The following is a 12,661-nucleotide window of genomic DNA, read 5'->3' as shown; positions in this document are numbered from 1 at the left end:
CCACACGCCGTTCTAGCCCCACCGTACGGGTCACTCATACCGTGGAGATCCCGGATAACCGCTGCGCGGTTTCCGGGAGGACGATGTAGGAGGCGCCTGGAGACCCGGGCCCGCACGGGCCTTGAGCCTGGCGGACGCTCGTTGCTAATCAGGATCGCCCTTGACCTGGCTTCTTCGTCTGCCCTTTTCCCCACACGCATGAAAAAGCCCGCGCTCCCCGAACAGGGAGGCGGGCTCGACACCATCGGGTCGTGTATCAGACCTTGAACTGACCCACGCGCTCTTGCTGCTGGGAGGCGAGCTTGGACAGCTCCTCCGAGGCATTGCGTATCTGCTCGGAGCCCGCCGCGGTCTGGTCAAGCACCTCAGTGATGTTCGCCACGTTGCGGTTGATCTCCTCGGCCACGGTGGACTGCTCCTCGGCGGCGCTGGCGATCTGCGTGTTCATGTCGCTGATGCGGGTCACCGACTGGGTAATCGCGTTGAGCGATTCGCCGGCGAGGTTCACCTGCTCGACACTCTCGTGCGCCTTGGAACGCCCATCTTCCATCGCCTGCACCGCCTCGCGCGTACCGCTCTGGACCCGCTCGATCATCTGCTGGATCTCGTGCGTCGAGTCCTGCGTCCGGCTGGCCAGGGTGCGCACCTCGTCGGCCACCACGGCGAAGCCGCGGCCCTGCTCGCCAGCGCGGGCCGCCTCGATCGCGGCATTCAGCGCCAGCAGGTTGGTCTGGTCGGCAATGTCGCCGATCACCTCGAGGACCTTGTTGATCTGCTCGGCATCCTGCGACAGGCGGGTGACCACCTCGGCCGCATTGTCGACCTGCCTGGACAGGCCGTTGATCGCGGTGACCGTCTTCTGCACCACCTGCTGACCGGCCACGGCATCCTGGTCCGTAGCCTGGGCGGCCGCCGCCGCATCCGCGGCATTGCGGGCGACTTCCTGCACGGTGGCGGTCATCTCGTTCATCGCGGTGGCGACCTGGTCGGTCTCCGCCTTCTGGCGGCGCACCTGCTCGTTGGTTTCCTCACTGGTCGCGGACAGCTCGTTGGACGCCGCAGCGACCTGATCGGAACCCGCCGCCACTTGCTGAATCAACACGCGAATTTTCTCGACAAAGCGGTTGAACACCACCGCCAGATCGCCCAGCTCGTTCCGGCCGGACACCTCCAGCTGACGCGTCAGGTCACCCTCGCCACTGGCGATGTCGTCCAGACGCTCCACCGTCTGGCACAGCGGGCGCACGATGCTGCGGGTCAGGAACCAGGCCAGCAGCGCGCCGAGAACCACCGCAATCACTCCGACCATGACCACCGTGCCGGTGGCGTTGCGGGTCATCGTCACGTAGGCGCTGCGGTCCACCATCAGTTCCAGTACACCCACCGCATCGCCGGAGAAATCGCGCACCGGCCGGGCGATCACCGCCATCGGCTCGCCCTGGTAGGTCACGTTGCGCACCAGGCGCTCGCCCTGGAGCACTTCGCGCATCTCGGCCGCATTGAAGGTCGCTTCGCCTTCGATGGTTCCGCCAAAGCGGTTGAACCGTCCCTCATCGCGCAGGTAGAGCGCGACCGGCGCTCCCAACTCCTCGGTGAACTGCTCGAAGAAGGGGTCGCCGAAGGACAGCCCGAACTCCACCGAACCCACGTGCTCTCCGTTGTGAGCGATGGGGACCACGCCGCGGATACCCAGGCCGGCCACGCCCTCTTCCAGGCCCGAGATCGGGGCCCGGCGGTCGTTGGTGTCGACGACCGTCTGGCGAAAACCGGACAGGTCATCGCCATAACGATCCGGGCGATGCACGCGCAGGAAGGAGGTCGCCGGCGGCGTGTGGAACTGATACTGGCGCACGCCGTAATCGGCGTTCAGGGATTCGAAACTCGGCACCGTCATCGCGGCCAACCGATCGCGATCCCGATTGGCCATGGCCTCCTGCACATCCGGGATGCGCGCCACGGTCTCCGCCATTGCGGTCGCGCGCGCCGACTCCTGGTCCAGCCGGTCCAGCAACTGGCCAGCCAAGTCGTTCAGCTCCCGCTGCTCCGCCCTGTCCGCCATCGTACCCAGGGCATTCATCACCACGACCAGGGTTAGCACCACGGCGAGGACCACCACGCCGATGATGCCCACCATGAGCCGTACGCCAATTCGAATATTGTTGAACATGTCGGTGCGTCCTTCGGTCTGCCGGTCAGCGCCAGCTCGCAAAATAATGGGCCGTTCGTCCTCCCTAGCGGCGGCGAATCCTAGAACTTGAGCATGGAAGGCTTTTCATCCCCACAAGAACGTCGGGGACACGGCACTCACAGAACGAATCCGCGCCGCGGCTACACCAGCAGGGCCTCGGCGAAGACGTAGACCGCCAGGCTGATCAGCACCAGCGCCACCACGGAAAGCAGTGCCCCGCCCCGCACCATGTCCAGCACCTGCAGGCGGTTGCTGGCGAACACGATGGCATTCGGCGGGGTCGCCACTGGCAGCATGAAGGCCACGGAAGCGGCAAAGGCGACGGGGAGTGCCAGCATCAGGACCGGCACGTCCATGCTCAGCGCAAACGCGGTGACCAGGGGTAGCAGCGTCGCGGCCGTGGCCGTATTGCTCGTTACGTGGCTCAGCGTCATGGTCAGCAACACCACCCCGGCCATGATCAGGATCAGCGGCCAGGTCTGCGCGATCACCAGGGCATCAGCCGCCAGCTCCGCCAGACCACTGGACTCGATGGCCGCCCCCAGGCTCAGGCCGCCTCCGACCAGCAGCAGCACGCCCCAGGGCAGTTCGCGGGTGTTGTCCCAGGCCAACAACCTGCGCTGCTCCATGGAACCCGAGGGGATCAGGAACAACAAGCCGGCGCCCAGGATCGCAATGCCCGCATCGGTCAGCGAGATGGGCAGCCACCCCTCTAGCAGCGGTCGCGTCAGCCAGGCGAGCGCGACCAGCACGAACACCGCCGCCACGCGCTTCTCTGCGGTCGACCAGCGCCCGACCGTGGCGCGCTGCTCGTCCAGCAGGGCGCGCAGGCCGTTCAGTTCTATCCGGTGGACCGGGAACACCCAGCGCGTCAGCAGCCACCACGCGAGGGCCAGGAGGATCGCCGCCAGCGGCAGGCCCAGGGTCATCCACTCCAGAAACCCGATCTCCATCCCATGGCGATCCCCGAGATAGGCCGCGGTCAGGGCGTTCGGCGGCGAGCCGATAATGGTCGCCATACCCCCGATGTTCGCGGCAAAGGCGATCCCCAGCAGCAACGCCAGGGCCGGGCGCCGCGACTCCGCACTCGCCCCCGGACCCTGTGGCGATGCACCACGTTCAATCAGGCCCAGCACCGACAGTGCGATCGGCAGCATCAGCGCCGCGGTCGCGGTATTGCTGACCCACATGGACAACCCGGCCGTGGCCAGCATGAAGGCCCCGACCAGGGCGTGCAGACGATTCCCGGAACGGGCCACGATCGCGAGCGCCATACGCCGGTGCAAATCCCAGCGTTGCACCGCCAAGGCGATCGCAAAGCCACCCATGAAGAGGAAGATGATCGGGTTCGCGTAGGGCGCGGTCGCGTTCTCCATCGAGGTAATGTCGAGGACCGGGAGGATCGCGATCGGCAGCAGCGCCGTGACCGGCAGCGGCAACGCCTCGCTGATCCACCAGGTCGCCATGAACAGCGTCAGCCCCAGCACCCACCAAGCCGCCGGATCGAACCCCGTCGGCGCCGGCACCAGCAGGAACAGCACAAAGATCGCCGGGCCCAGCATCAGGCCGATCCGGGCGCGCCAGTCCACCGTCGAGCCCTTCGCCACCGCCGCTTCGCCTTCCTGCCCCGTCTCGTCGGTATCCGCCATGCGCCTCGTCTTGTGGGAAATCCGCCGGGGTGAAAACCAACCGGCATCATCGGGAATTGCATCGCCCGGGCAACGTGACTATCGTTAACCCGTTATGCGTCGCTCCCGGTTCGGGTGCGCCGCTGCCTCAGTTTCTCACGACACCGTACAAGGAGTCTTTCATGGCCTACGAACTGCCCGATCTGCCCTACGCCAAGAACGCGCTGGAGCCGCACATCTCCGCCGAGACGCTGGAATACCATCACGACAAGCACCACGCGACCTACGTGACCAAGCTGAACGGCCTGCTGCCGGGTTCCGAGTTTGAAAATGCCTCGCTGGAAGACATCATCAAGAAGGCCCCGGCCGGCGGCATCTTCAACAACGGCGCCCAGGTCTGGAACCACACCTTCTACTTCAACTGCATGGCCCCGAACGCCGGCGGCGAACCTTCCGGCAAGCTCGCGGACGCGATCAACAGCGCCTTCGGTTCGTTCGATGCCTTCAAGGAGAAGTTCAACGAATCCGCCGTCGGCAACTTCGGTTCCGGCTGGACCTGGCTGGTGCAGAACAGTGATGGCTCGGTGGAGATCGTCAACACCTCCAACGCCGCCAACCCGCTGCGCGACGGCAAGACCCCGCTGCTGACCTGCGATGTCTGGGAGCACGCCTACTACATCGACTATCGCAACGCGCGCCCGAAGTACCTCGAGAACTTCTGGGCCGTGGTCAACTGGGACTTTGCTGCCCAGCAGATGAAGTAAACCCCAAAGGGTTTATATACTAGGCGCCTTTGGCCGCATGATGCGGCTGCGCCTTTCATCGAGCCGGCGGTCCTCCGCCGGCTCTTTGGTTTCGGAGAACCCAATGAACGACGCCCTGCAGAACACCTACAAGCGCCTGCCCGTCGCCTTTGAACGCGGCGAAGGCGCCTGGCTGTGGGACACCGACGGCAAGCGCTATCTGGATGCCCTATCCGGCATTGCCGTGTGCGGTCTCGGACATGCCCACCCCAAGGTGGCACAGGCCATCTGCGACCAGGCCAGCACGCTGGTGCATACCTCCAACCTGTACCGTATCCCGCTGCAGGAACAGCTGGCCCGGCGTCTGTGCAAGCTGGCCGGCATGGACCGCGCGTTCTTCTGCAACTCCGGAGCCGAGGCCAACGAGGCGGCGATCAAGCTCGCCCGCCTGCACGGCCGCGCCCGGGGCATCGCCGAGCCCAAGATCGTAGTGATGGAGGGCAGCTTCCACGGCCGCACCCTGGCCACGCTGTCCGCCACCGGAAACCCCAAGGTGCGCGCCGGGTTCGAACCGCTGGTCTCGGGCTTCGTGCATGTCCCGCACGGCGACTTCGATGCGGTGGAGGCCCTGGCCGAAGACCCCGACGTGGTCGCAATCCTGGTCGAGCCGGTCACCGGCGAAGGCGGGGTCCATGTCCCGCCCCCTGGCTACCTGCGGCGCCTGCGCGAGCTGGCCGACCGCAAGGACTGGCTGCTGATGCTGGACGAGATCCAGGCGGGCATCGGGCGCACCGGATACTGGTTCGCCTTCCAGCACGAGGGCATCACGCCGGACGTGGTCAGCCTGGCCAAGGGTCTCGGCAACGGCATCCCCATTGGCGCCAATCTGGTGGCCGGTGCGGCGCGCGAGCTGTTCAGTCCCGGCATGCACGGCACCACCTTCGGCGGCAATCCGCTGGTGTGCCGGGCGGCGCTGGCCGTGCTCGACGTCATGCAGGACGAGGCCCTGTGCGAACAGGCCGCCCGCCAGGGCGAATTCCTGCTGGGTCGCCTGCGCGACCGCCTGAGCGATCACCCGGGCGTCGTCGCCGTGCGCGGCCGCGGCCTGATGATCGGCGTCGAGCTGGACCGCCCGGCGGGCGAGCTGGTGATGGCCGCCCTGGAACGCGGCCTGATCCTGAACGTGACGGCGGACCGCGTGATCCGCCTGCTGCCGCCGCTGATCATCGACGACGACCAGGTGGAACAGATCGCCGCCACCGTAGCCGACCTGGTGGATGCCTTCCTGTCATCGTCTGTCCCCAAGGAGGTCTCTGCATGAACCCTCGCCATTACCTCTCGTTCCTCGATCTCTCCGGGGATGAAACCCGTGCCCTGCTGCAACGGGCGATCGAGCTCAAGCAGCAGCTGAAGTCGGGCGGACACCACGACGACCTGCTGCGCGGCAAGACGCTCGGCATGATCTTCGAGAAGTCCTCTACCCGCACCCGGGTATCGTTCGAGGTGGGCATGCAGCAGCTGGGCGGCAACGCCCTGTTCCTGTCCCCGCGCGACACCCAGCTGGGCCGCGGCGAGCCGATCGAAGACACCGCCCGCGTACTCTCGCGCATGGTCGACTGCGTGATGATCCGCACCTACGAACACGAGAAGATCGAGCTCTTCGCCAAGCACTCCTCGGTCCCGGTGATCAACGGCCTGACCGATCTGGAGCACCCGGCGCAGCTGCTCGCCGACCTGCAGACCTACGTCGAGCACCGCGGCGACATCCGCGGCAAGCGCGTGGCCTGGATCGGCGACGGCAACAACATGTGCCACAGCTACATGTACGCCGCCCGCCAGCTGGACTTCCAGCTGGTCGCCGCCTGTCCGGAAGGCTACGACCCGGAGCCCAGCGTGGTCGAGACCACGCAGGAACACTTCGAGCTGACGCGCGACGCCCGTGCCGCGGCCGAGGGTGCGGATCTGGTCGTCACCGACGTCTGGGCGAGCATGGGCCAGGAGCAGGAAAAGAGCGCGCGGCGCCGAGCCTTCTCCGGCTTCTTCGTCGATGCCGACCTGATGCGGCTCGCCAACGACGACGCCCTGTTCATGCACTGCCTGCCGGCCCACCGGGAGGAAGAGGTCTCCACGGACGTCCTGGAAGGCCCGCAAAGCGTCGTCTGGGACGAGGCCGAGAACCGCCTGCACGCCCAGAAGGCCCTGCTCGAATTCCTGATCACCCTCAACGCCAGCTAACGTTCTTCGCGCCCCCTGTTATCCACCAAGAAGCACACGAAGAAGGGCAAGGGCGAATTAACCACGGAGGGCACAGAGGACACGGAGCAGGTCCAGGGAAAATAATCGGCAACTATGGAATGCGGCATCCGGGCGCCAAGCCTGTTGCCCGCATCCCATTAACTTTCTTGCCCTTCTCTGTGCCCTCTATGAACTCTGTGGTTCCAGGCCTTTGACCACCTTCATGCCTTCGTGCGCTTCGTGGTTGGCGTAACGGCGTCGGGATCAGGCGCTAACGCGGCGGGCATGGACGCGGCGCCGGGTTTGCCAGCGGTAGTGCACGCGCCAGCCGAGCAGAAAGGCGAGGATCGCCGCGTACAGGGCGACCTCCACGTAGTCGGCGCGTGCCAGCCACAGGAAGTGGAGCACCGCCAGCACGCCGGCCAGGTACACCCCACGGTGCAGCCAGACCCACTTCTTCTTGAGCCAGCGCTGGGCGCCGTCGGTGGAGGTCAGCGTCAACGCCAGCAGGATCAGCCAGGCGGCGAAGCCGACCATCACGAACGGGCGCTCGGTCAGGTCGTAGAGCACCAGTTCCCAGTCAAAGAACAGATCCACCCCCAGCCAGATCAGGGCGTGCGCGGTCACGTAACCGAACGCCACCAGCCCCAGCATCCGCCGCAGCCGCACGATCCACGCCAGCCCCGTCATCTGCCGCAGCGGTGTGACCGCCAGCGCGATCAGCAGCGCGATCATCGCGTGGGTGCCGGAGAGTTCCAGCAGCTTCTCGATCGGGTTCACGCCCAGCCCGTCGAACCATCCCAGCGTACGCAGGCCGATCCAGGCCGCCGGGACCAGCGAGGCCAGCAGCACCGCCCACCAGACGCCACGCGGTGGCCGGGCGCGCGCCCGGCGCGTTGAGGCCGTCATGCCGTCACCGCGTCAGATGTACCGCGTCAGGTCCATCCCCTCGTACAGCGAGGCGACTTCATCGGCATAGCCGTTGAACATCTCCGTGCGCCGGCGGCGGAACTCGCCGATCCGGCGCTCGGTGCGCTGTGACCAGCGCGGATGGTCCACGTCCGGATTCACGTTGCTGTAGAAACCGTACTCGTCGGACTGCGCCTGATTCCACAGGGTCGGTGGCTGGTCCTCGACAAAACGGATGTGCTGGATCGACTTGATGCTCTTGAAGCCATACTTCCACGGCACCACCACGCGGATCGGCGCCCCGTTCTGATTCGGCAACACCTCGTCGTACAACCCCACGGCCAGAATCGTCAGCGGATGCATCGCCTCGTCCAGGCGCAGCCCCTCGGTATAGGGCCACTCGAGCCCGCCACTACTGCCGCGGCGGCGGCGCTGGCCGCGCAGGTTGTCCGGATCGTAGATGCTCTCGAAGGCAACATAGCGGGCACCGCCGCGCGGCTGCGCCTTCTCGATGATGCGATTCAGCTCGAAGCCGATCCACGGGATCACCATGGACCAGCCCTCGACACAGCGCATGCGATAGATCCGCTCCTCCAGTGACCAGGGGCTGATGAAGTCCTCGACCGCATACTCGCCGGGGTTCTCGCACAGCCCGTCCACGGTGATGGTCCAGGGGTCGGTCTTCAGCTGGTCGGCGTAGGTCTTGGGGTCACTCTTGCCCGGCCCCATCTCGAAGAAATTGTTGTAGCTGGTGATCTCGTCATACGCGGTCTTCGACTCGTCCGTGGAGTAGTCGCTGCCCTCGAACTCGAGCGGGAAGCCGCGCAGCGCGGCCGAGGCCGGCAACGCCATGCCCAGTCCCCCCAGGGCAAGACCCGCGCCCAACCCGACCCCGGCACGCAGAAACTCGCGCCGCCGCGCATAGACCTCCGGCGGGGTGATCTCGCTATGGGAACACTCGGAACGACGTCGGTTGCGGATCAGCATGGCCTGCCCTCGCGACTGGTTGGGATGACAGTGAGAAGCGCTGCCACTCGTGCACGATGGACCAGAAGCAGCGTCCCGAGTTCTGCGCGCCATGCCCATAAGATAATCCGCCGAACAATAAGAATTTTCTGCTTGCGCAGCGCCGGGAACGATATATAAGGCTTTTCTGATACCGCAGTCCGGGGTGGCCCGGCCGGCATGTCAGGAGACCCGACAATGGATCCGACGATCGACGACGTGGCCGATGGGGCCGACGAAATCGCCAGCCTGTTCGACAACCAGCTCGTCAATGACCGCGGCCCGGCACGCCACGCCGCTCGCCGCGCCCTGGAACGCCTGATGGAAGAACGCGCCCTGCGCGCCCACCTCGAGGACGACTTCGACCTGGCCCCCGCCCACGAAGCCCTGGAGTGGTAACCCCCGGGGTGGCGCGCCCCGCCACCCCATTTTCAAGACCCGCCACATCATTGATGCGATTCGCTCCGCTCATCGCATCCTACGAATCCATTTGTCCCCTCGTAGGATGTGATGAGCCCCGCGAATCGCATCACTCGGATACATCAATCACCCCGGGCCTCCCCCACAACCAAGCCATCCGATTCCGGCACGCCACCCCAATCCACCGGATACACACCTGCCCGCACAAACCGGTGAAAACTGGAGTACGGCCACTCGGCCACACAACGTGCCCAGCCATGCTTCACCGGGTTGTAATGGATATAATCGACATGGCGGACCCAATCATCCTCATCGCGGATGCAATGCTCCCAGAAACGGCGTTGCCAGAGCCCTCGCTCACCGCGTCTTGCCCGGCTACGCGTGCGCGCTTCGCCAGCACACACCAACCGCGAGAACCGCGCCTTGATCAACCGCCATCGGCGGCTGAAATCGGCATCATCGTCCGGCAGGCGCCAGATACAATGGAGATGCTCGGGCAACACCACCATCGCGTCGATCACGAACGGATGACGATGCCGCACCTCGCGAAACGCGTCTCTCAACGCGTCAATGTGATCCGTAAATAGGGTGTTTCCTACCCGAACGGCCGCATTCACAGTGAAAAAATACGTGCCACCCGGCACGCGCACACGGCGATAATCCGTCATCCGTCGCCTCCCTTCCCTGGGATTGGTTCGAACCGATGTTTGTGCTGCTCCGACGCGATGCGATTCGCTCCGCTCATCGCATCCTACAAGGGCGGGTAGAATTTTCGTAGGATGCGATGAGCGGAGCGAATCGCATCAACGCCCGGGGGCAGAGCCACCCCCTAGCCAAGGCCTTCACCCGTCCTCATACCCCGTCAACTCCACGAAGCCCCGGCCGACCGGCTCGCCATCCGCGTCGAGGATATCCACGGCCCCTTCCCAATAGCGGACCACCGTGTCCATCTCCTGCTCGTCGCGCACCGCCACCACGGTCCACTCGCGCGCCGGCCCGCCACCCGGAGGCTCGATGCGTATCGACCATTCCACCGGATAGCGATTGCCGGACCGCTGGGTGGCGTAGCGGGTGGGTTCGAGCTGCACCTGCTCCGGCTCCAGCAGGGCGTCCTCGGCATCCACCGGCATCCAGCGACCTTTCGATAACTCGTGCGGCGTGCCATCGGGGCGGCGCAACTGGTAGTACATCACGTCCAGCCCGTCATCCAGCTGCAGCGCAAACCAGTCCCAGCCCGCCTGATCCTCGGCCAGCGCGCTGGTGCTCCATTCGCGGTCCATCCACGCCTGCCCGGTCACGTCCAGCGTTGCCCCCGAGGCACGGCGCACCTCGCCGGCCACCGCGATACGCGGCATCGAGTAGTAATACGAGGCATCGCCCGGCTCCGGCCCCTTCTGGCTCAGGCCGGCCTCGCCCTGCAACACCGGCTCGCGCGCCGGCTCCAGTTCCAGGGACAGCACGTAGTCCTCGACCGTGAAGCGCAGCGTCCAGCGCGCCCCCTCCAACCCGGCCAGTTCCCAATCCTCGGCCCAGACCCGCCCCGCCGGCTCGGTCGCCCCGGCCAGCCCGCCGCCATCGCGCACGAACCGCTCCTCGGACGCGTGAAACCCCGCGTCACGGTCCAGCACCGCGGTATGCACCATCCACAGATCGGGGCTAGCCCAGGCGGACGCGTGCCAGACCGCATCGCCCGCCAGCTCCGGCGCGAGCCCCACGCGGAAGAACGTCACGTGAAACGCGAAACGCTCGCCTTCGGGCCCGTCCAGATTCCCCGTCAGGTACCACCACTCGTTGCGAAACCCCGGATGCGGCCCATGATCGCGCGGAAACTCGAACGCCCGCGGCGCATCGGCGCGGCGAAAGCCCGTAGTGTCCTCGCCCCCGAGGGCCTCACTCACCCGCAGGCCAGTCATCTCCGCATCCGCCCGCTCCGGCGGCTCCGCGCCTCCACATGCGGCCAGCAACCCCACCAACAACACAACCAGAAGCCCCTGTGGGAGCGGGCCTGCCCGCGAAGCCCCTGCCCGCGCTGGATTCTGGCGGGACCCATTCGCGGGCAAGCCCGCTCCCACAGCGCCTCCCACAAGGGCTCCTAAAGCTCTGCCCACAAATCTGAACCCAAACATCAGGGCACCTCCCGTAGCGCCGGCACCAGGCGCATGCGCGCCATGCGCCAGGCCGGGATCACCGACGCCAGCAGCGCAGCCCCCACCCCCAACAGTACGGTCTCCCCGACCTCGGCCCAGGGCAGGCGCAGGTCCATCCCCCAGCCAAAGGCCTCGCGGTTGATCACCTCGATCAGCAACCAGCCCATCCCCAGCCCGAGCGGGATCGCCGCCAGCGCGGCGAATACCCCGAGCACCCCGCCCTGCAGCACCACCAGCCCGCGCACGCCGCCGGGCAACAGGCCGAGACTGCGCAGCGTGGCGAACTCGCGCGCCCGTTCCATCTGCAGCGCAATCAATGCCCCCAGGATGGCGATGAACGCGACCACCAGCGTGATCACCCGCAGCAGATGCGTGATCGCAAAAGTCCGGTCGAAGATCGCCATGGACTCCTGCTCGATATCCCCCGGCCGCGTCACCAGCGCCGCGTGGTCCTGCGCCGCCAGCCACGCCTCCAGGTGCTCCACCGCCTGCTCGGCGGCGGCCCCGTCCGGCAGGCGCAGCCCGAATGAGCCCACCCCGTCCGGGGGCGCCCCCCCACGCGCGAACGCCGCCTGCGTCATCAGCACCGTACCCTGCGGGTTCCCGTAGTCGCGGTAGATCCCGAGGATCTCGAATGCCCGCCGCCCCCCGGCCGCGGCCAGCGAAAACCGATCGCCCAACGCCACATCGTGATGCGCGGCAAACGGCTCGGTCACCAGCACGGCATCGTCCGCGGCCAGCCGCGCCCCCAGCGCTTCGCGCGGCACAGCCGCCTCCAGCAGCGGCAGGTAGTCCAGCCAGTCGGCATGCGGACGCACCACGTACAGATCCACCAGTCCCCGGTCACTGACGGCCTCCTGGCTGGTGCCGGAACTGACCGACACGGCACCCGACCGGGCCACCAGGTCGGCCGTCCAGTCCTCCGGCAGGCGCGCCCCACCGCGCGCCGAGGCCGGGGCCGCCGGCACCACGTACAGGTCCGAGGTCAGTGCCTGCCCCAGCCACTGCTCCACGCTGCCGCGAAAGCTCCCCACCATCACCGCCACGCCGATGGCCGCCGCCAGCGCCAGGGTCAGCGCCGAGGTGGCGGGCGCGCTGCGCGACAGGCTGCGCTCCAGGCTACGGACGGCAATGCGCGGCAAGGCCACCCCGCGCACCAGCACCGCCAGGCCGCGCAGCGTCCACGCCAGCACCCAGGGCAGCAGCAACACGAACCCCGCAATCAGCAGGAACAGTGCGACAAACCCGCCCACCAGCGCCCCGGCACCGGGCGCGGAGGGCTGGAACGGCGTGCCCGTGGCTGGGCCGCGTGGCTGGCGCTGGCGTCTATCGTTCTGTTGCTGGCGGGCGTCGGGTTGATCATGACCGGTGCCGGGGCGCTGGTGG

At 66.8% G+C, this 12,661-nt stretch carries 11 protein-coding genes; 4 read left to right on the top strand and 7 right to left on the bottom strand.

From position 1 onward, the window contains the following. Positions 1 to 256: 256 nt before the first annotated feature. Positions 257 to 2,167: a methyl-accepting chemotaxis protein gene (locus B0684_RS00520; RefSeq protein ID WP_018649991.1), complete on the bottom strand. Its 1,911-nt coding sequence runs from the start codon at positions 2,165 to 2,167 to the stop codon at positions 257 to 259. 161 nt (positions 2,168 to 2,328) lie between these two features. After that, a complete protein-coding gene (locus tag B0684_RS00515) occupies positions 2,329 to 3,837 on the bottom strand; it encodes an SLC13 family permease (protein WP_018649990.1) in 1,509 nt (502 codons plus the stop codon). A gap of 161 nt (positions 3,838 to 3,998) precedes the next feature. Here B0684_RS00515 and B0684_RS00510 point away from each other — a divergent pair, with 161 nt between their 5' ends. From B0684_RS00510 to argF, 3 genes are all read left to right on the top strand, one after another. After that, on the top strand, positions 3,999 to 4,580 hold the full coding sequence (locus tag B0684_RS00510) for a superoxide dismutase (protein ID WP_018145408.1): 582 nt from the start codon (positions 3,999 to 4,001) through the stop codon (positions 4,578 to 4,580). A 103-nt stretch (positions 4,581 to 4,683) separates the two neighbouring features. Beyond that, positions 4,684 to 5,880, top strand: coding sequence for an acetylornithine transaminase (locus B0684_RS00505; protein ID WP_018176566.1), 1,197 nt, complete (start codon positions 4,684 to 4,686; stop codon positions 5,878 to 5,880). Beyond that, positions 5,877 to 6,794: an ornithine carbamoyltransferase gene (gene argF / locus B0684_RS00500; RefSeq protein WP_018145406.1), complete on the top strand. Its 918-nt coding sequence runs from the start codon at positions 5,877 to 5,879 to the stop codon at positions 6,792 to 6,794. The genes B0684_RS00505 and argF overlap by 4 nt, the downstream gene beginning before the upstream one ends. Positions 6,795 to 7,058: 264 nt before the next feature. On the opposite strand, the gene B0684_RS00495 is transcribed toward argF, so the two are convergent. Then, positions 7,059 to 7,703, bottom strand: a complete 645-nt coding sequence (locus tag B0684_RS00495) for a protein-methionine-sulfoxide reductase heme-binding subunit MsrQ (RefSeq protein WP_018649989.1) — start codon at positions 7,701 to 7,703, stop codon at positions 7,059 to 7,061. 12 nt (positions 7,704 to 7,715) lie between these two features. Then, positions 7,716 to 8,690, bottom strand: a complete 975-nt coding sequence (gene msrP / locus B0684_RS00490) for a protein-methionine-sulfoxide reductase catalytic subunit MsrP (RefSeq protein ID WP_018176564.1) — start codon at positions 8,688 to 8,690, stop codon at positions 7,716 to 7,718. Between the two features lie 216 nt (positions 8,691 to 8,906). Between msrP and B0684_RS00485 the strand changes: the two genes are divergently transcribed. Then, positions 8,907 to 9,107 (top strand): PA3496 family putative envelope integrity protein, encoded by a 201-nt coding sequence (locus B0684_RS00485; RefSeq protein ID WP_018145403.1) that lies wholly within the window; start codon positions 8,907 to 8,909, stop codon positions 9,105 to 9,107. A gap of 143 nt (positions 9,108 to 9,250) precedes the next feature. On the opposite strand, the gene B0684_RS00480 is transcribed toward B0684_RS00485, so the two are convergent. The 3 genes from B0684_RS00480 to B0684_RS00470 form a co-directional block, all read right to left on the bottom strand. Beyond that, complete coding sequence (locus tag B0684_RS00480) at positions 9,251 to 9,796, bottom strand: REP-associated tyrosine transposase (RefSeq protein WP_018649988.1); 546 nt, start codon at positions 9,794 to 9,796, stop codon at positions 9,251 to 9,253. Between the two features lie 174 nt (positions 9,797 to 9,970). Next, entirely contained in the window at positions 9,971 to 11,107 is a 1,137-nt protein-coding gene (locus B0684_RS00475) for a lipocalin-like domain-containing protein (RefSeq protein ID WP_026313042.1), read from the bottom strand. 146 nt (positions 11,108 to 11,253) lie between these two features. Then, positions 11,254 to 12,661 (bottom strand): ABC transporter permease (locus tag B0684_RS00470; RefSeq protein ID WP_233123349.1); only part of this gene is annotated, 1,408 nt, incomplete at its 5' end.

Origin of the sequence: Thioalkalivibrio versutus (assembly GCF_001999325.1) — a bacterium.
In the GTDB taxonomy this organism is placed as follows: domain Bacteria; phylum Pseudomonadota; class Gammaproteobacteria; order Ectothiorhodospirales; family Ectothiorhodospiraceae; genus Thioalkalivibrio; species Thioalkalivibrio versutus.
This window is presented reverse-complemented; position numbering and strand designations above follow the sequence as displayed.